The 17,708-nt window shown below is 70.0% G+C and carries 19 protein-coding genes, 6 tRNA genes and 1 pseudogene; 14 read left to right on the top strand and 12 right to left on the bottom strand.

Going from position 1 to position 17,708, the window contains the following annotated elements; translation table 11 throughout:
- The first annotated feature begins 7 nt into the window (after positions 1-7).
- Together ACFPIH_RS47470 and ACFPIH_RS47465 are read left to right on the top strand one after the other, a co-directional pair.
- On the top strand, positions 8-1,480 hold the full coding sequence (locus ACFPIH_RS47470) for a hypothetical protein (protein ID WP_381177369.1): 1,473 nt from the start codon (positions 8-10) through the stop codon (positions 1,478-1,480).
- Positions 1,477-1,626, top strand: coding sequence for a hypothetical protein (locus tag ACFPIH_RS47465; protein WP_381177366.1), 150 nt, complete (start codon positions 1,477-1,479; stop codon positions 1,624-1,626). The genes ACFPIH_RS47470 and ACFPIH_RS47465 overlap by 4 nt, the downstream gene beginning before the upstream one ends.
- A gap of 4 nt (positions 1,627-1,630) precedes the next feature.
- Here the strand turns inward: ACFPIH_RS47465 and ACFPIH_RS47460 are convergent, their stop codons facing one another.
- Positions 1,631-1,819 (bottom strand): hypothetical protein, encoded by a 189-nt coding sequence (locus tag ACFPIH_RS47460; protein ID WP_381177363.1) that lies wholly within the window; start codon positions 1,817-1,819, stop codon positions 1,631-1,633.
- Positions 1,820-2,314: 495 nt separating this feature from the next.
- Between ACFPIH_RS47460 and ACFPIH_RS47455 the strand changes: the two genes are divergently transcribed.
- Complete coding sequence (locus ACFPIH_RS47455; RefSeq protein ID WP_381177360.1) at positions 2,315-2,464, top strand: hypothetical protein; 150 nt, start codon at positions 2,315-2,317, stop codon at positions 2,462-2,464.
- Here the strand turns inward: ACFPIH_RS47455 and ACFPIH_RS47450 are convergent.
- Positions 2,461-4,203 carry a recombinase family protein gene (locus ACFPIH_RS47450; protein ID WP_381177890.1) on the bottom strand — a complete coding sequence of 581 codons (1,743 nt, stop codon included), beginning with the start codon at positions 4,201-4,203 and terminating at the stop codon, positions 2,461-2,463. The genes ACFPIH_RS47455 and ACFPIH_RS47450 overlap by 4 nt on opposite strands.
- Before the next feature lie 97 nt (positions 4,204-4,300).
- On the opposite strand from ACFPIH_RS47450, the pseudogene ACFPIH_RS47445 reads away from it, so the two are divergent.
- A pseudogene (locus tag ACFPIH_RS47445) lies at positions 4,301-4,732 on the top strand (TrmH family RNA methyltransferase); the annotation flags it as partial.
- 3 nt (positions 4,733-4,735) lie between these two features.
- Here the strand turns inward: ACFPIH_RS47445 and ACFPIH_RS47440 are convergent.
- Entirely contained in the window at positions 4,736-6,142 is a 1,407-nt protein-coding gene (locus tag ACFPIH_RS47440; protein WP_381177887.1) for a serine/threonine-protein kinase, read from the bottom strand.
- A 567-nt stretch (positions 6,143-6,709) separates the two neighbouring features.
- Between ACFPIH_RS47440 and ACFPIH_RS47435 the strand changes: the two genes are divergently transcribed.
- The 3 genes from ACFPIH_RS47435 to ACFPIH_RS47425 all read left to right on the top strand — a co-directional run bounded on the left by ACFPIH_RS47435 (position 6,710) and on the right by ACFPIH_RS47425 (position 8,543).
- Positions 6,710-6,889, top strand: a complete 180-nt coding sequence (locus ACFPIH_RS47435; RefSeq protein ID WP_381177357.1) for a hypothetical protein — start codon at positions 6,710-6,712, stop codon at positions 6,887-6,889.
- 316 nt (positions 6,890-7,205) lie between these two features.
- On the top strand, positions 7,206-8,159 hold the full coding sequence (locus tag ACFPIH_RS47430) for a phosphotransferase family protein (protein ID WP_381177354.1): 954 nt from the start codon (positions 7,206-7,208) through the stop codon (positions 8,157-8,159).
- Between the two features lie 81 nt (positions 8,160-8,240).
- Entirely contained in the window at positions 8,241-8,543 is a 303-nt protein-coding gene (locus ACFPIH_RS47425) for a TFIIB-type zinc ribbon-containing protein (protein WP_381177351.1), read from the top strand.
- A gap of 63 nt (positions 8,544-8,606) precedes the next feature.
- On the opposite strand, the gene ACFPIH_RS47420 is transcribed toward ACFPIH_RS47425, so the two are convergent.
- The 5 genes from ACFPIH_RS47420 to ACFPIH_RS47400 all read right to left on the bottom strand — a co-directional run bounded on the left by ACFPIH_RS47420 (position 8,607) and on the right by ACFPIH_RS47400 (position 9,045).
- A tRNA-Val gene (locus ACFPIH_RS47420) sits at positions 8,607-8,678 on the bottom strand.
- Between the two features lie 18 nt (positions 8,679-8,696).
- Positions 8,697-8,768, bottom strand: a tRNA-Val gene (locus tag ACFPIH_RS47415).
- 19 nt (positions 8,769-8,787) lie between these two features.
- A tRNA-Val gene (locus ACFPIH_RS47410) sits at positions 8,788-8,859 on the bottom strand.
- 1 nt (position 8,860) lies between these two features.
- Positions 8,861-8,934, bottom strand: a tRNA-Cys gene (locus ACFPIH_RS47405).
- Positions 8,935-8,972: 38 nt separating this feature from the next.
- Positions 8,973-9,045 (bottom strand) — tRNA-Gly (locus tag ACFPIH_RS47400).
- A 177-nt stretch (positions 9,046-9,222) separates the two neighbouring features.
- Between ACFPIH_RS47400 and ACFPIH_RS47395 the strand changes: the two genes are divergently transcribed.
- Genes ACFPIH_RS47395 through ACFPIH_RS47385 form a run of 3 tightly spaced genes read left to right on the top strand, consistent with a single transcriptional unit; the run spans position 9,223 to position 11,980 of the window.
- Positions 9,223-10,260: a chorismate-binding protein gene (locus ACFPIH_RS47395; RefSeq protein ID WP_381177348.1), complete on the top strand. Its 1,038-nt coding sequence runs from the start codon at positions 9,223-9,225 to the stop codon at positions 10,258-10,260.
- A gap of 21 nt (positions 10,261-10,281) precedes the next feature.
- Positions 10,282-11,103 carry an aminotransferase class IV gene (locus ACFPIH_RS47390; RefSeq protein ID WP_381177345.1) on the top strand — a complete coding sequence of 274 codons (822 nt, stop codon included), beginning with the start codon at positions 10,282-10,284 and terminating at the stop codon, positions 11,101-11,103.
- 49 nt (positions 11,104-11,152) lie between these two features.
- Complete coding sequence (locus tag ACFPIH_RS47385; RefSeq protein WP_381177884.1) at positions 11,153-11,980, top strand: GNAT family N-acetyltransferase; 828 nt, start codon at positions 11,153-11,155, stop codon at positions 11,978-11,980.
- A gap of 38 nt (positions 11,981-12,018) precedes the next feature.
- Here ACFPIH_RS47385 and ACFPIH_RS47380 read toward each other — a convergent pair whose 3' ends face one another.
- Both ACFPIH_RS47380 and ACFPIH_RS47375 read right to left on the bottom strand, forming a co-directional pair.
- Positions 12,019-12,846: a phosphotransferase enzyme family protein gene (locus ACFPIH_RS47380; protein ID WP_381177881.1), complete on the bottom strand. Its 828-nt coding sequence runs from the start codon at positions 12,844-12,846 to the stop codon at positions 12,019-12,021.
- 279 nt (positions 12,847-13,125) lie between these two features.
- Positions 13,126-13,698, bottom strand: a complete 573-nt coding sequence (locus ACFPIH_RS47375; RefSeq protein WP_381177342.1) for a DsbA family protein — start codon at positions 13,696-13,698, stop codon at positions 13,126-13,128.
- A gap of 206 nt (positions 13,699-13,904) precedes the next feature.
- Between ACFPIH_RS47375 and ACFPIH_RS47370 the strand changes: the two genes are divergently transcribed.
- Positions 13,905-14,345, top strand: a complete 441-nt coding sequence (locus ACFPIH_RS47370) for a hypothetical protein (protein WP_381177339.1) — start codon at positions 13,905-13,907, stop codon at positions 14,343-14,345.
- 170 nt (positions 14,346-14,515) lie between these two features.
- Positions 14,516-14,683 (top strand): hypothetical protein, encoded by a 168-nt coding sequence (locus ACFPIH_RS47365; RefSeq protein WP_381177336.1) that lies wholly within the window; start codon positions 14,516-14,518, stop codon positions 14,681-14,683.
- Between the two features lie 402 nt (positions 14,684-15,085).
- Here the strand turns inward: ACFPIH_RS47365 and ACFPIH_RS47360 are convergent, their stop codons facing one another.
- Together ACFPIH_RS47360 and ACFPIH_RS47355 are read right to left on the bottom strand one after the other, a co-directional pair.
- Positions 15,086-15,646 carry a CGNR zinc finger domain-containing protein gene (locus ACFPIH_RS47360; RefSeq protein WP_381177333.1) on the bottom strand — a complete coding sequence of 187 codons (561 nt, stop codon included), beginning with the start codon at positions 15,644-15,646 and terminating at the stop codon, positions 15,086-15,088.
- 285 nt (positions 15,647-15,931) lie between these two features.
- Positions 15,932-16,345: an SsgA family sporulation/cell division regulator gene (locus tag ACFPIH_RS47355; protein ID WP_004002642.1), complete on the bottom strand. Its 414-nt coding sequence runs from the start codon at positions 16,343-16,345 to the stop codon at positions 15,932-15,934.
- Positions 16,346-16,536: 191 nt separating this feature from the next.
- Between ACFPIH_RS47355 and ACFPIH_RS47350 the strand changes: the two genes are divergently transcribed.
- The gene (locus ACFPIH_RS47350) at positions 16,537-16,998 is read left to right on the top strand and encodes a TIGR02611 family protein (protein ID WP_381177330.1); all 462 of its coding nucleotides are present in this window, start codon (positions 16,537-16,539) and stop codon (positions 16,996-16,998) included.
- Positions 16,999-17,085: 87 nt separating this feature from the next.
- Positions 17,086-17,157, top strand: a tRNA-Val gene (locus ACFPIH_RS47345).
- Positions 17,158-17,708 lie beyond the last annotated feature (551 nt).

Below are 17,708 nucleotides of genomic sequence, written 5' to 3'. Positions count from 1 at the left end.
CACCCCTGTGAAGCTCTACCTGGCCGGGACCGAGATCCCGGCCTACCGCAGCCTGCTCGCCCAGGAGGGCTACACCACCGTCGCCCTCTCCTACTGGGGACTGCGCAGGCGCACCAAGTTCACCAAGCCCTACGACCTGGCGGAGAAGTTCGGGGACGAGCCAGAGATCCTCGTCGACTCCGGATGCCACTCCATCAACAGCAAGCCGACCAACGACATCACCGACGCCGAGCTGCACGACATCGCCGAGCACTACTACGACGCCTTCATCGCTCCCAACCTGGACCGACTGACGTACTACGTCGAGTTCGACGCACACCAACTCGGTGACGAGTGGATCGCCGAGCAGCGCGAGCGCCTCGACAAGGACAAGGCCATCGTCGTCTGGCGCCCCGAAACGGGACGAGACACTCTGGAGCAGCTCTGCCGGGACTGGCCCCACGTCGGTGTCACCCAAGCCGGCATCGATCGCCAGGACATCGCCCACCTGCTGCCCCACCTTGCCAAGACCACCGACACCCGGCTCTTCGGCCTCGGCATGACCAAGACGGCGGCCCTGGAACACGGCCTCTGGTATGGAGCCACATCCACCTCGTGGATCTCCCCAAGCCAGTTCGGCGACACCATCGTCTGGGCGGGCAAGGAACTGCACCGCTACCCCCGCCGGTACAAGGACATGTCCCGAGCCCGGCACAAGCACGCCATCGCCGACGCTGGCTTCGACGCCGAGGCCGTCATCAACGACGACCCCACCGAGGTCCTACGCCTCTCCGTCTGGTCCTGGCGACAGCTCACCGACCACATCAACGGCACAGGAGTAACTGCCCCCGGAAAAGCACTCGCTGGGGAAAACGCGGATTCACCCCCCGAAGCAGTTGATCGACTGCACGAAGGGGTGCGGCACACAGGAGTAACTCCCGCCACCGTCGAACACCGCGAGAAGGTGCCCTTCCCCGGCCTCGCAGTAGTCCGCGACGCCGCTGAGGACGGCACCCCTGGCCGGGCCGTACTGAGGACTGTGGACACCGGCGTCCGCAACTGCGACCGCTGCTACCTCTCCAGCAGTTGCCCCGCAGCGAAGCCCGGATCCACCTGTGCCTTCAGCCTCCCCGTCGAGATCCGAACCAAAGACCAGCGCGCCGACGTCGATGCCGCATTGCTGGAAATGCAGGCAGGACGCGTCTTCGGCCTGCGATTTGCAGAGGAACTGGAAGGTGGAATCGTAAATCCGGTGCTCTCGGAAGAGATGGACCGTCTCGGCAAGATGCTCAAGCGCGTTGAGGACAAGGAAGAGAACTCCTTCTCCGTGAAGATCACCGCCACTCGGAAGGGCGCCGCCGAGACCGGCCTCATCAGCCGGCTGTTCGGCCGAGACGAGGGCGAGCAAGCCCGCTCCCTTCCCGATCCCATCAGCGTCGAACGCGCCGCCATCGAGACCGGGTTCGTGGACGCCGAGGTGATCGAGGACCACGCCGCATGAACAACAGGAGTAACTGCACCGCCATGGACGACACCAGCAACGACGGTCGTGCGACCGAGCGCCCCTGCTCGCACTGCAAGGGGCGCTGGCCAGAGATGGACGCCTGCGTAATCTGCGAAGGCGACGGCACCGTCGTGATCGAGTGACCCGCTACGGGGACGTCCACAGGAGCTGAAGGGCGAGCAGCCCGACACCGCTGGAGCCGATCCACAGGGTGCTGCCGAGAGTCAGGGAAACCACCGCGTCCCCGCCGAGCGTCCGAGCGACTATGCCGGCGATGAGTCCCAACGCCAGGCAGATCGCGAGGATCGCGACGATCCAAGCTCCCTTGCTGTTCACGTCCGTCTGAATCCCTTCTATCGAAGGGCGAACTCGGCGGAGAAGAACCACTCGGGCAGCTCTGCTCAACCGAGCCACCCGTCTTACATGGATTGCTTCGGTTGAGGTTTGCTGGCCGATGGGCAAGGGACCTCTGGGTCTTGCAGTGGCGCATCTCATTTTCTGAGAGGCCCTCGGACCCCACAGAGGTTACGTACGGGAGCCGCCGACTACCCGTACTCACCCGGCCGTTCGAGCATCCATCGCTACCCGAATCGACCTGATCGCGCGTCTCCACTTGATGGTGTCGCGCTGGAGCCACCAGGCTACAGGAGCTGAACGAGGCCCCCGATCGCGAACGTCGGGGGCCTCGTGCGGTCTCGGTTGACCAGCCAGCACTTGTGGAATAACTTGTGGAACAAGGTGAGCAACAAGCTGGAGTGTCTGTCCTGGCCCACGGCCGGTAGCGCCTAGCCGGCGGCTCAAGCCATCGAGCAAGTCGCACGAGGAGCAGCAGTGACCGAAACCCCGGGGAGACCCACGGAAGATCACTGCTGGGACAACTTCTGGGCCGTCATGGCAAAGGCCGCCGTAGAACGCCACGAGCGGTGGAGCCAAGCCGCCACGACGGACGACGAGGCCCCACCGCTCCAGGAAGCCGCCTAGGCGGCCAGCTTGAGAGCCGGATGAGGCGGCGGATCGGCCTCCAACTCTCGCTCCTCAGCCCACAAAGGGACGATGACCGTGCGCGGCGTGTTCCGCCCACCCATCTCCGGGTACAGCCAGATATGCGCGATCACTGTGCCCAAAAGCTGGCGCTTACGGGAGTACGTCATGTGCTCCCACTCCTCCAGCAGCCCGAGGAACCTCGCGCGCGACGGTCGAACCGCCTGCACCTTCCTCTTCTGCTTCTTCGGATCCGGCTCGACCGCCTTGTTCAAGTCGGCCACCTCGTCGTCGATCTCCTGCTTCTGTTCCAGGTACTGCTTCTCGGGGATGATCCCCTTCGTGTACCCACCCACCAGTCGGGTCAACTCCGCGTCCAACTCCTTCAGACGGCGCTCGGTCTTCTCGCTGTCATCCTTCACACGCACAGCAACCCGCTGGGACTGGGCGATCTTGAAGTCGACGACCTCGGCCCCCTTCGCCTGATCCATCAACCACGATAGGATCTCGCGCTCGACGCGGGCCAGACTCACTGAGCCACACCCAGGGCAGTCCTTGTTGATCGCGCCGTGCGTGCACCGGAAGACCACGTTGCGCGGGTCCCGGTCACCGTTGGGCAGCGGAGGATTCTTCTTCTCCATCGCCTCACCGCGGGTGAAGGCCCCCGCGTTGCGCTTGCAGTAGAAGTTCGGCGCGACGACATCCCGCGCTGGCACGCGCACCCCGGTACACCTGGCCAACCCCGAGATCGAATACTTGGGGTCATGGTGATGGGCCGGCGTCTTCGGTGCGTCAAACCGCTTAGCCAGATACGCCAACCACAGCAGCTCCCGCTCATCCGGGTCCTCGATGACGGACTTGTGCGCCCCCACCTTCCAGACGTCGAAGTACTCCGGCCGTGAACTGCGGTAGTAGTACTTCGCGCCATCGCGGATGTTCTGCTTGTCCTGCTGGATTTTCTCCTTCGAACGCCACCGCACCCAGCCAAGCCCGAAGCCTGAGTCCATCCACTTGTAGAGTTGAGTCGGCGTGATGATCTTTCCGCCAAGAGTCCGGAAGCCCCGCTCCCTGAGGTCTGCTGCGATCTGGTTGATGGGCTCGTTCTCCCATGTCCATCGGCGATAGCACTCAGCGAGGACCTTCCCCTCGACGGGGTGGATCTGCATGATCCCGCTACGGCACTCATTGCACTTGTAGCGCCGCTCGCCCGGATCGTTCGGGGGGCAGGTGAAACAGACCCGGTACCCAAAGGTCTGGAATCCGCTGTGGGGGAGGCCCATCTTCCGGCGGTAAGCATGAGCAGACTGCCAGCTCTCGCCGATCTGGTCGGACTGGAATTGAGCCCAGCCGAGCATCTGGGTGATCTGGAGCCGACCGACGCTGGTGCGACCGTCGAAGTCCTCCGTGGCGGCCATGACGTCGCCGCCGGCATCGTAGATCGCCTGGATGTTCTTCAGGGATTCCAGTGTGTTGCGACCGAATCGACTCCACTTCCACAGAAGGACAACGTCGATCTCGTGGTCCTGTACGGCGAGGACCAGGTCCTTGATCCGGCGTTCTTCGAAGTCGCGGCCCGAGAGCCCGAGGTCTTCAATAGGTGCCTCGACCTGGTCGATCTCGGTCCGAAGGGCGAGCCCGTCTATTGCCTCCCGCTGAATCTCGGGGCTGATCATGTCTCGGCGTCGCTTGGAGACACGTATATACCCGCGTCCCCGGCGGCGCTTGGGGCGTGACGGCATCTGCCGTACGTCAACCATGCGTCTCCTTGTGTGGCTCTCGTACTCCTGTTCAACCACACATGCAGGCAAAGGTGTTAGAGGTGATGAATCCGCCTAACACACCAACATCGGCGCGATCTTCCGCTCGGCGGCGGCACTCGGCATGGACGCCGTGCTCCTCTCCCCGGACTGCGCCGACCCCCTCTACCGCCGCAGCGTGAAGGTCTCCATGGGCGCGGTCTTCTCGGTGCCGTACGCCCGTCTGGACACCTGGCCCAAGGGACTGGAGTCGGTCCGCGAGGCAGGTTTCACCCTCCTCGCCCTCACCCCCGACGAGAAGGCCCGCCCCCTGGACGAGGCGGCCCCGCACACCATGGACCGGGTCGCCCTGATGCTGGGCGCGGAGGGCGACGGCCTCTCCACCCAGGCCCTGGTCGCCGCAGACGAATGGGTCCGCATCCCGATGTCCCACGGCGTCGACTCCCTCAACGTGGGCGCGGCGGCAGCGGTCGCCTTCTACGCGGTGGCGACAGGCCGCCCCCAGGGCTAGCGACTACTGACCACGGGGCGGCAGCTGCCCCTGCGGTTGAGAGTGCGGCTGCTGCCGTACGACGCCGTCGTCGACGCCCAGTCCACGGGCGGGCCCCTGGCAGCCCTGGACGATGCCGATGCCCAGCGCGACGAGCAGGGTCACGACGACGAAGACGAACAGCCGCTGCCGCAGCAGCCGGGGGTTGGCCGGGCGCCGCCCCGTCCCCGTGTTCCGCCCGGTCCCGGTGTTCCGTTGCCCCGGACGCCTCGCCCCACTGCGCGGCGCGGGCCGACTGCCGCTGCCGGGACGGGCGTTGCGTGCGGCGGGCGCCGGCCGCGAACCTGACCGCGACGACGGCGGCGTACCCGTACCGTCACCGCCGCCACCCCGTGAGGCACTGCTTCCACGCGACGGAACCCCGCCCCGCGAAGGAGCCGTACCGCGTGCGGAGGGCACTCCGTTGCGTGGGGGAGGGGTGCCCGGTCCCGGGCCGCCCGGCTGGCGCAGGGTCCGCTCCGGATAGCCGGCCTCCGCGAGCCGACCGGTGGGCCGGTCCGCCTCCGCCGCCCTCGGCACGGGCGGCCTCGGGTCGCCCATTCCCTGGGACTCGCGGGTGGCGATCTCCTTCAGCCGCAGCGAGAGGTCGAGGGTGCTGGGCCGTTCCTCGGGGTCCTTCGCCAGACAGGCCCGGATCAGCGGGGCCAGGGCGTCGGGCACACCGTGCAGGTGCGGCTCCTCGTGCACCACGCGGTACAGCATCACCTCGGAACTGCCGTGCCCGAAGGGCGAGTCGGACGTCGAGGCGTACGCCAGGGTGGCGCCCAGCGAGAACACGTCCGTGGCCGGGGTGACCATCGCTCCCCGCACCTGCTCCGGGGCGAGGAAACCGGGGGAGCCGACCGCGGTGCCGACGTGGGTGAGCGTCGAGGCACCGGTCGCCCAGGCGATGCCGAAGTCGATGATCCGCGGCCCCTTCGGGGACAGCAGGATGTTGGACGGCTTGAGGTCCCGGTGCACGACCCCGGCCTCGTGGACCGCGACGAGCCCCTCGGACAGCGCGGCCCCGATCGCCGCGAGCTCGGCCGCCCCGAGCGGACCCTCGTCGTTGACCTTGTCGTGAAGGGAGGGCCCGGGCACGTACTGAGTGGCGAACCAGGGCCGGTCGGCCTCCAGGTCCGCCGCGACCAGCCGGGCCGTGCACCCGCCGCGGATCCGCCGGGCGGCCGACACCTCGCGCGCGAACCGCGACCTGAACTCCTGGTCCTCCGCCAGATCGGGCCGGATCACCTTCAGCGCGACCCGCTGCCCCTTCTTGTCGGAGCCCAGATAGACGACGCCCATCCCGCCCGCGCCGAGCCGTCGGTGAAGCCTGAACGAGCCGACGACGCGCGGGTCCTCGCGCCTCAGGCGCATCATCGCCATGTTCATCCCCGCTGCCCGGTCCGTCTGACGTGGCACAGCTTACGTTTCCACGGCCGTTCGCGCGCAGAGGCCGCGCCCTCTGCTCCCGATCGATTGTCAGTGCCGGGCGGCAGACTTGAGGAGTGGTCAGAGGGCCTGAGAACACGCGCACTTTGGCGAAGCCATGACCTCAACCACCCGTTCGGACAAGGGGGATTGATCCGGTGCGGGGTGACCGAGTGCAGACAGATGTGGATGCCGGGGACACGACAAGCGCCTACGCTCGATCAAGGGCCGGTGGAAGTGATCGAAGTCACTCCGGAGGGCTTGCCCGAGGTGAGCGCGGAGAAAACGATCCGTACCGGACACCCCCTCCGGGAAGACCCCGAGACCTAGGTCGCCGTCTCCACCCAGGGGAGTACTCCGCAGGTCATGGCTCATCCTCCGGGAGGCCCGGCAATCGGTACGACGGCATGACGACCACCGTCCGCCGCGCGCCTAGATTTGAGGTCAAGCGGCGGGTGCAGCACTCGTCCCCCGAGGTCAGACACCCGCCGCTGCCAACGAAAACCGACAACGGTCAGGAGAGGGACCATGGCCCACACGGCACCGCGGACCATCATCCGCAACGAAAAGCGTGCGACGGGCCGTCGCCACCCGCTGGTGGCGACCTTGATGGCCCTTCCTCTGGCGGCCCTGCTGCTCCTTGTCTTCGACGGCTGGGAGACGGTGGCCACACAGGCGTCGTCCGTGGGTGTGATGCTGGGGCGCTGAGCGGCGACCCCAGGCCCGGAAGAGCGGTCCGGGCGGGGACATCCACCCATTTGAAACCCCGTGGGGACGGGGGTGCGGCGGACGGCAATAATGCCGGCGCAGCTGGGGAGCTGCGCCGGCATTGCTTTTTCCCACCCGTAACTGCGGGCATGCGTGCGGCCAGGGGCGGCACGGGTGGGCGCAGCGGCACCCCGCCGGCGCGGGCAAGCGAAACGAACCCCCGACCAGCGCCGGCTCCGCGGTACGCACACACATGGGCGCCCCCATCTGCGTACCCTCACCCCAGACAGACCCAACCCCCCGCCCAGGGAGCCCCGTGACCGCCCCCACCCCCCTCCTCACCGAGCTCACGTACCGAGCCGGAGCCCGGGCACACGGAGCCGCAACCCCCGCGACCTGCCCCTGCACCGCCCGCACCCTCGCCGACCGCCCCGACGCCACCGTCGTCCGCCACGCGGACACCGTCGCGAAGGCCCACGCCCCCGGCACAACCGTCGCCGAACTGACCCACCGCCTCACCACGGCGGCCGCCCTCCCCGGCATCCTCCTGCCCCCGCTCACCCCCACCCCGCTCCCCCTCCACGACCGGCTCGTCACGTTCTGGCCGTACGGCACCCCCGTGGACCCCGAGGACCCGGACGCCGCCCCCTGGGAAGCCGCCGCCACCCTCCTCGCCCGCATTCACCGCGCCCCGGCCCCCGCCACCCTCCCCCCGATGCGAGGCCCCGCCAAGGCCGCCCACGCCGTGGCCACCCTGCGCACGAGCGCGACCGCCCGGCACCCCGCGACCGCGCCCGTCCTGCGCGCCTGGGCCACCCTCCCGCCGTGGGCCCGTGCCGAGGCCCCCATGCCTGCCACCGCCGCCACCCTCTGCCACGGCGACCTCCACCTCGGTCAACTCGTCCGCCACCCGGCCCCCGACGGCCCTTGGCGCCTGATCGACGTGGACGACCTCGGCGTGGGCGTCCCGGCCTGGGACCTCGCCCGCCCCGCCGCCTGGTACGCCTGCGGCCTGCTCCCGCCCGACGAGTGGACCCGCTTCCTGGACGCCTACCGGGCCGCCGACGGCCCCGCCGTCCCCGCGACGGGCGACCCCTGGCCCGCCCTGGACGTCCCGGCCCGCGCCCTCACCGTCCAGAGCGCTGCCCGGTTCGTCGCCAAGGCGGTCGCGCAGGAGCGGCCCCTGGACGAGGTCGAGCACTCCCTCGTCGATGCCTGTGACCGCATGGGTTCCCTCCCTCCGCAGTTGGCGACAAGCTCCACGAAGTAGGGTGCAACCGACCGCGGCCGGACTGAGTCTGTCCTGGCGGTACGCGAAACAGGACCGACCTGCGAGGAGTTGAGCCGAACCATGCAGTGCCCGAAGTGTCACGCCCAGATGCACACGTACAACCGCAACGGCGTCCAGATCGAACAGTGCAGCAACTGCCGGGGGATCTTCCTGGACTACGGCGAGCTGGAGGCGCTGACCCGCGTGGAGTCCCAGTGGTCCCAGCCCGCGCCCCCGCCGCCCGGCGCCCAGGGGTACCCGGCCGCCCCGGCCGCCCCCGCCTGGGGCGCCCCGCACGGCGGAGGTCACGGGGGTGGGCACTACGGCGGCCACGGCGGCCACCACCGCCAGAAGAGCTTCGGCCGCATGCTGTTCTCCAGCTGAGCGGCTTCCCGCCCACGCAGAAGCCCCCGGCCGTACGAAACGGCCGGGGGCTTCAGCGATATGTGGACGATACTGGGATTGAACCAGTGACCTCTTCCGTGTCAGGGAAGCGCTCTCCCGCTGAGCTAATCGTCCGGGATGGCGTGTACTGCGTGCGCGATACTGGGATTGAACCAGTGACCTCTTCCGTGTCAGGGAAGCGCTCTCCCGCTGAGCTAATCGCGCGGGGGATCCGAAGATCCAGTGGACGATACTGGGATTGAACCAGTGACCTCTTCCGTGTCAGGGAAGCGCTCTCCCGCTGAGCTAATCGTCCTTGGAGGTGGAGACGGGATTTGAACCCGTGTAGACGGCTTTGCAGGCCGTTGCCTCGCCTCTCGGCCACTCCACCAGGAGTGCAGGGGACCGGGAAGACCCCTTGATCCTTCGAGCGGACGACGAGGCTCGAACTCGCGACCTCAACCTTGGCAAGGTTGCGCTCTACCAACTGAGCTACGTCCGCATGTCGTTTCGGTCGGCTCTCGCGTCCCGGCGACGTGTTGAACTCTAGCGGATACCCGGGCCAGTACAAAAACGCGTTTGTGCAGCGTGCTGCGCTGTGCCTACCCGAGGACCAGGTCAGGCCCCCTGAAGGTCAGGCCCGGGCCACCTGTACGACACCCACCTTAGACTCGTCACCGTGCACGACCTCCCTCCGCTCGCCCGCTTCGGCACCCGCGTCGCCACCGGTCTCCTCGACGTCACCAGTGACCCCGCCGCCCTCGACGCGACCGGTTTCTGGGCCGTCAGCGCGGATTTCGAGGGCCGGCTGGTCTGCGCGCGCTTCGCCGAAGTACGCGAGGAGCGTGTGCCCGCGCCCGTGCCGGGGCGGTGGCGGGGGCCCGCCGCAGGTGACTGGACGTCGTCGCTCGACCGCGCCGAGTACACCGCTGGGGTGCGCCGGATACGCGAGCACATCGCGGCCGGCGAGGTCTACCAGGCCAACCTCTGCCGCGTCCTGACCGCCCCCGTAGCCCCCGGCGCAGACGTGGACGCGCTCACCGCCCTGCTCGCCCGCGGCAACCCGGCGCCGTACGCAGGAACGATTCGTCTCCCCGGGCACGGCGTCGAGATCGCCACCGCGTCCCCCGAGCTCTTCCTGCGCCGCGACGGGCGGACCGTGTGGTCCGGCCCGATCAAGGGCACCGGCCGCACCGAGGCGGACCTCCTCGACAAGGACTACGCCGAGAACGTGATGATCGTGGACCTCGTCCGCAACGACATCGGACGGGTCTGCGCCGCCGGCACCGTGACCGTCCCCGACCTGTGCGTCGTCGAGAAGCACCCCGGGCTCGTCCATCTCGTGTCCACGGTCCGCGGCGAACTGCGCGCGGACGCCGGCTGGCCCGAACTGCTCGACGCCGCCTTCCCGCCCGGCTCCGTCACCGGCGCCCCCAAGTCCAGCGCCCTGCGGATCATCGACGTGCTGGAGACGGCGCCCCGCGGCCCGTACTGCGGCGGCATCGGCTGGGTCGACGCCGACCGGGGCACCGGCGAGCTCGCCGTCGGCATCCGCACCTTCTGGATCGACCGCGCCGCAGGTGTGCTCCGCTTCGGGACCGGCGCCGGCATCACCTGGGGCTCCGACCCGGGGGCGGAATGGGCGGAGACCGAACTGAAGGCGGCGCGCCTGCTGGCGGTAGCGTCGGGATCGTACGACGCGAGTGAGCGGGACTGACAGGCACTGAGAGGGACTGACGTGAAGATCTGGCTCGACGGCGGGCTGCAGGACAGCGAGTCCGCCCGTGTCTCCGTCTTCGACCACGGGCTCACCGTGGGCGACGGCATCTTCGAGACGGTGAAGGCGACGGACGGGAAGACGTTCGCGCTCACCCGTCACCTCGACCGGCTGACCCGCTCGGCGCGCGGCCTCGGCCTGCCCGACCCCGACCACGACGAGGTCCGCCGCGCCTGCGCCGCCGTCCTCGAGGCCAACCCGATGCCCCTCGGCCGCCTCCGCATCACCTACACCGGCGGCCAGGGCCCCCTCGGCTCCGACCGCGGCGACCAGGGCCCCACCCTCGTCGTCGCCCTCGGCGGGACCACCCGCCGCGCCGACACCACCGCCGTCGTCACCGTCCCCTGGACCCGCAACGAGCGCGGCGCCCTCACCGGCCTGAAGACGACCTCGTACGCCGAGAACGTCGTCGCCCTCGCCCGCGCCCACGAACACGGCGCCACCGAAGCCCTGTTCGCCAACACCGTCGGACAGCTCTGCGAGGGCACCGGGTCGAACGTCTTCGTCGTCCTGGACGGCGAGATCCACACCCCGCCGCTCACCTCCGGCTGCCTCGCCGGCATCACCCGCGAACTCACCGTCCGGTGGACCGGCGCCAGGGAGACCGACCTGCCGCTCGACGTGCTGGAGCGGGCCGACGAGGTCTTCCTCACCTCCACCCTCCGCGACGTCCAGGCCGTCCACCGCGTCGACACCCGCGAACTGCCCGGCGCCCCGGGCCCGGTGACCGCCAAGGCGATGCGGATCTTCGACGAGCGCGCCGGGCACGACCTCGACCCCTAGGGGTCGGCAAAAGAAGCTGACTCAGGCCCGTCCGACGGGTAGAAACCCCCTGATGACCACGACTCTGCGGCCGACCGAGCCGCTTCAGCGCGCCGCCGACGGGACACTGTCGCGCCACTACCAGGTGTGCGTGAACAGCCGTCCCGTCGGAGCGGTCCGGCTCACCACCGACGCCGCCTTCGGACCTGCCGTCGCCCACATCGGCAACCTGCACATCGAGGAGCCGGACCGCGGCCGGGGGAGGGGCACGGTGGCCGCGCTCGCCGCCGAGGAGGTGGCGCGCGGCTGGGGCTGCCGGCAGGTCGAGATCCGGGTCCCGGGCGACGCCGAGGCCGCACTTCGCCTCGCCACGGCACTCGGCTACGTCCACCGCAACCGCGGCATGGAGAAGCGACTCGGCACCGAGCCACCCGCCCTGCCCGAGGGCAGCAGGGCCCGCTCCCTGACGGAGGACGAGTACGGCCCCTGGCAGGACCGCGGCATCACGGGCTACGCACAGGACTGGATCGACCGGGGCATCCCGGAGGCCGGGGCCCGCGCCAAGTCCCGGCAGGACCACGCGCGCTCGCTCACCCAGGGCCTGGCCACGGAGAACACGCTGATCAGCGTCCTGGAACACGAGGGCACCCCGGTCGGCGACCTGTGGGTCACGTTCATCGGCGACAAGGCATTCGTCTACAACATCGAGGTCTACGAGGAGCAGCGCGGCCGGGGACACGGCCGCTCCCTGATGCTGCTGGCCGAGGCACAGACGATCGCCGCCGGCCGACAGGTGCTGGGTCTGAACGTCTTCGCGGGCAACACTCCCGCCGAGCGGCTGTACGAGTCGCTGGGGTACGTGAGCGTGGGGTACTCGATGTACAAGAACCTGCTCTGATCCTGCTTGCCGGCGGCCGTCGGCTCACGGCCGTCGGCTCACTCCAAGAGCGCGGCCGTGAACGCGTCCCGCCCGGCCGCCAGCCAGGCCTGCATCCGGTCCCAGCGCGCCCACCCGCCACGCTCGGCCAGCGCCCGGACGTAGACCGGATCACCACCGGCCACCCGGGCGGTCACGAACGCCCGGCAGACCTCGGTGGCCTGTTCGACGACAGCGGGCAGCTCGGAGCGTTCCCGCGCGGAGAGCCCGTAGCCGTCGGCGAGGACCCGCAGCCGCGCGGGCGCGTCCAGCCCGGCGGGATAGAAGGGGGCCGTGGAGGCCAGATCGGCCATCGGCACCCAGTACCGGGCGGTCATCGCGACGTCCCAGAGCGGGCGCCCCGGCGCCGCCAGGTCGAAGTCGATGAGGGCGGCGGCCCGTCCGTCGCGGAAGACGACGTTCTCCGGGCAGATGTCGTTGTGGCACAGCACGGTCCCCGCTTCCGGACCGTCTGAACCTTCCGCACCTTCCGCACCTTCCGCACCTTCCGTACCTTCCGGATCGGCGAGGTCCGTGGGCCACCCGGCACCGCTGGTGGTGTCCAGGGGGACCGTCGAACCGGCGTCGTGCAGGCGTCGCAGCAGCCGCCCCACCGACCGCAGAGCGGCGTCCGTCATCACCCAGCCGGGGAACGGCGGCAGGGCCACCTCGCCCGGGACGAAGCTCAGCTGCTCGCGACCGTCGGAGGTGAGCCGGACGGGGACCGGCGCCGCGTCGAAGCCCTGCTCGCGCAGGGCGCGCAGACAGGCGTGCAGAGCGGGAGCGTGGGGCGGTGCCGGACGGTCGACCACCTCGCCCTTGCGGAACACCGCACCCGCGTTCGCCATGCCGCCGACCAGCGCTTCGCCCTCCGCCACGGGGTGGGTGGCGCCGCCGCCGACCGGGCCCTCCGCGCTCGCGCCGTCCGTGCCTCCGCTGCCCATGGCTCCCCTTCGTGACCCTGTTGTCCGCGACCGCGTCCTCAGCCGTCGTACCGGTCAGGCCAATGCCGGAGGCGGGCGGGCGTGGGCGGGAGCGGCCGACTGTTCGTCGCTGGTGGCGGATGGCTGGTCAATCGGTGGCGTTCCCCGTCCCCGTCTCGTCGCCATCCCCGTCGCGAGTGCGCCTCACTCGGCCTCGGCCAGCAGCCGGTCCGCGATCTGCTCGATGCGCTCGCGCAGCCCTTCCTGGCTCTTGCCGCCGTCGAGGCGTTCGCCGCCGATGACGTATGTCGGGGTGCCGGTGACGCCGATCGCCTTGCCCTCGGCCTGGTCGGCGTCCACGATCAGGATGTGCCGGCCGTCGATCAGCGCGGTGTCGAACTCCTCTGCGTCGAGCCCGAGTTCACCGGCGACCTCGACCAGGAAGGGTTCGCCCCCACGGTCCAGCTCGTCGACCCGGCCCAGCACGGCCTCGACGTACGCCCAGCCCTGCCCCTGCTCCAGCGCCTCCTCGGCCGCCTGCGCGGCGGCGAAGGCGTGCTTGTGCTTCTCCAGCGGGAAGTGCCGCAGCCGCAGCTCCAGCCGGTCGCCGTAGCGCTCGCGCAGGGCCCGCAGATCGTCGAGGGCGCTGCGGCAGTCCGCGCACTGCAACTCGCACCACACGTCCAGGACGACGGTGGGACGGTCCGACGCCGAGGAGGACGCCGGAGCGGAGTCGGACGGGGCAGCCGGTGAGGAGGCGGGGGAGGAGTCGCTCATGGCACCAGTCTCCCAGCCGGCGCCCGGCCGTCCCACCCACGACCGGCACCTGCGGAGGAGCCGACCCGGAGATGTCCCTGATGTCCCGCTGGAACATGGCCCGAAAGCGGTACGGAGGTGCAGGATGGAAGGGACAAAGGCTCCGCCTGTCGCAGCGCCGAGTCCGACCGACCCTGCCCGAGTACCCGCCCCGCCTGGAGGACCGGATGATTGCCGAGACCGTCTGTTCCGCCGTCGCCGCGGCCGGCCTGGGCATCGCGGCGGTCAGCGCCTACCGCAAGCGTTTCCTGTCGGCCGCCCGCATCGCGGCGTACTCGCTCGTGCCCCTGGGGCTGGTGATGACCGGGATCGTGGAGTGGATCGCCGACACCGCCTTCAGCCCCACCGCCTGGGCCGGCTTCGTGGTGCTCGGCGCCGCCTGGGCCCTGTTCGCGACGACACGCGCCGTGGAGCGCCGTCGGGGTGGCACCCGCAAGGAGCGCAAGGCGGCAGCCCGCTCCGCACAGCCCGGAGCGGTGGCGCCGGGCGCCTCGGCCCCCTCCCTGGGCCAGGCGCCGTCCCGCCCGACCGCTTCCTCGCCCCGGGCGACGAGCGGCGCCGAGGACTTCAGCGACATCGAGGCCATCCTCAAGAAGCACGGCATATGAAGCCGACCCGCATTTGATGGGCGCCCAGTGATGGAAAGAACACAGTCGGCCCCTCCCTGTCCGGAAACGATCACGGCCTGAAACCGACGCTACGGAATACGGCGAACACCCGCTCAATCCGGGCGTGTTGATCGCGCGAGGTGCCTGGCCTAGGACATCATCGCGGCGAGATGCTCGACACGACACAACTGGACACGGACCAAGGCGACGCCGCGCCGCCGGAGAACGAGCCGCGCGGATGCCTCTTCGCCCTCTCCCAGCCACCGCTGATGATCTTTCTGGCGGTGATCGGGACCCTGCTGCTCATGGCTGCGCTGCACGACCTGCTGCTGCTCTGAGCCGTACCCGCGGTCCCCGGCGCCACCCGCCGGGGCCGCGTCAGCAATCTCCCACCCGGCCCCACCCGCAGCCCAGCCCTGCCTTGGGATCGGCCCCACCTTTCGGATCAGCTCCGCCCGGGATCGGGCTCGTCCCCGGACCAGGCGCACCTCCGCACCAGCCCCACCTCGGGATCAGCCCTGCCCCCGGATCGGCCCCGGCCGGGATGCCGGGATGCCGGGATGCCGGGATGCCGGGATGCCGGGATCAGACTCGCCCTCGGACCAACCCCCCGGGGATCAGCCCCGGCCCCCGGATCGGCCGCCCCGGATCGGTCCTGGCCTCGGATCGGCCATGTCTGGGATCAACCCACCCCGATCCGGCTCACGTGCGGATCCAGCCGTCGCCGGAGCGGGGCGGTTTCAGCCCGCCGCCTCCTTGCGGCGCGCACGGTATGCGGCCACGTGCAGACGGTTGCCGCAGGTGCGGCTGTCGCAGTACCGGCGGGAGCGGTTGCGGGAGAGATCGACGAAGGCGCGCCGGCAGTCCGGCGCCTCACAGCGCCGCAGCCGCTCCTGCTCCCCGGCCACCACGAAGAAGGCCAGCGCCATCCCGCAGTCGGCCGCGAGATGGTCCGCGACGGACGCACCGGGGGCGAAGTAGTGCACATGCCAGTCGTAGCCGTCGTGATCCGTGAGCCGGGGCGTGGTGCCCGCGGCGGCGACGAGTTCGTTGATGAGTCCGGCGGCGTGCCGGGCGTCCTGGGCCGCGAAGATCCCGGCGAACCGGCCGCGGACCTTGCGCACCGCCGACAGGTCGAACTCGGACAGCACACCGACATCACTGATCTCGTGGTTCTGTACGAACTCCGCGAGCGCGGCGACATCAGCCAGCCCGTCCGGGGTGGTGTCGTCCTCCGGTGCGGTGTTCACCAGATCCACCACGGCATCGAGCGCACACCGGGCGTCGTGGGTGATCAGCACGTTTCGCTCCCTGGCCTGGGGGGTCGGGCGGGCGCCCGCCGATGCTGGCCGATGGTAGCCGCCCCGGGCCGGGAATCCACGGGCCTGAGAGCTCGGGCCGACCTCCGGCTGGGCGTCGGCTGCCCCGGCGGGCAACCCGGGGAGACCGGGTAGGTGCCCGTAAGCACGCCGACGCCGCTCCACGGCAGCCCGTGGAGCGGCGTCGGCGCGTTCCCTGTGCGGTTGTCTTGGCCCGAGCCGTCTCCCCGAGTGGACGGCGCCGGGCGGCTCGGAGTGAGCCTCGCCCTAGCTCTCCGCCAGGATGTGCGAGAGCTCTTGGTCGAGATCGAAGTGGCGGTGTTCCGTGCCGGGAGGCACGGCCGCGTCCGTCCGCTTCAGGAAGGACTCCAGGGCCCGCGCCGGGGCCTCGAGGAGGGCCTCCCCCTCAGGAGAACTCAGGGCGATGCAGACGACGCCCTGACCGTGGCTGCGCGACGGCCAGACGCGGACGTCGCCGGTGCCCGTGGGCCGGTGCAGGCCCTCGGCGAGGAGGTCGCGGGCGAACACCCACTCGACGGTTTCCTCGGCTCCGGTGTGGAAGGTGGCGTGCACGGCGTAGGGGTCGGCCGTGTCGTACCGCAGGCCTGCGGGGACAGGCAGGGAGGACTCGCTCGACACAACGAGGCGCAGGTGCAGCTCGCAGCTGACCGTGGTGTTCATAAGCGCCAGGGCCTTTCGCTCAGTGTGCGCTCGGGGATTCGCACGTCGGCGAAATCGACATGCCACCTACGGTGCCGTTGTAAACCCCTCTGAGTGTTTTGCGTGTCTTTACGTAACTCTTCCGGCCGACGCCCTGTTCGCGAAGTACCACCATTCCGGTGACTGGAATCTCTCGGGTAGGGTCTGGGTGTATGAATACGGGGAGTGACGAGCTCGGCGAGGTAGCCGTGGCGGCGGACGGGACGAAGGTGAACGAGCCGGCAGGGGAGTCGCAGGAGCAGGGGCTTGGCTCCAAGGCGCCCGAATTCATCAAGGCGCGCCGCGTGCTGCACCTGAGCTGGCAGGTCGGCGTCTTCGTCATCGGGCTGGCCGTGGTGGGTGCCGGTATCGTCATGTTGCCGCTGCCCGGGCCCGGCTGGGTCGTGATCTTCGGCGGTATGGCGATCTGGGCGACCGAGTTCGTCTGGGCCCAGCTGGTGCTGCGCTGGACCAAGCGCAAGGTCACCGAGGCGGCCCAGCGCGCCCTCGACCCCAAGGTCCGGCGCCGCAACATCATCCTCACCTCGATCGGCCTCGTGATCATCGGGGTGCTGTTGGGGATCTACCTGTGGAAGTTCGGCATGGCGATGCCCTGGAACATCAAGGACCAGTGATCGCCGACGGGGGAGCGGGGCCGGTCGGCCCCTCCCGCTCATCGTCACAGGCACCCCCTGACATGGGGTAATGTTCCTCCTGCGTCCGGGCGATTAGCTCAGTGGGAGAGCGCTTCGTTCACACCGAAGAGGTCACTGGTTCGAACCCAGTATCGCCCACCCCGGAACAGTGGTCCGGCTGCATCCTCATGCAGCCGGACCACTGTCATTTCACCTCCCCCACGAGCCCCCGTCCCCGCCCTGGAGCCGAAGGGCAGAGGCCACGACGGTGGCTTGATCGGCGCCGAGCGCGCCGGCAGATCTGCCGTGGACAACGGCTTGAGCTGGACCTGAACGCCGAGACCGCCCCTCGACTACTCGCCGCGGGGCCGACCCGAACATCGAACGGCGGCGGCATGGGCCGCCAGTGGCGGACGAGGTCGCGGCGCGAGGCCGGCAAGCGCCGCCCCGCGCTCGTACCAGCGGCGCCGCCCAAGGCGGCGGAGGGGGCTGAGGGGGGGTGAGGGGGCGGAAGACGGGCGACCGTATGCCCCTCGCCGCGCCAGGCGGCACCCACCGCTACAGCCCGTTCCGTCCCCCGGGCCCGCCGACACCCACGGCCCGAGCCGGCCACGAACACGATCACGGCCGACGTCGCACGCCCTGTGCCACGACGAACCCCCGCGACCGATGCTGCTCGGCCCGGGGGCGTGGCCGACGCTTCGAAGGAG

This window comes from Streptomyces vulcanius, from assembly GCF_042653945.1.
In the GTDB taxonomy this organism is placed as follows: domain Bacteria; phylum Actinomycetota; class Actinomycetes; order Streptomycetales; family Streptomycetaceae; genus Streptomyces; species Streptomyces mangrovi.
The sequence above is the reverse complement of the archived record's forward strand: the minus strand, read 5'-3'. Positions and strand labels throughout refer to the sequence as shown.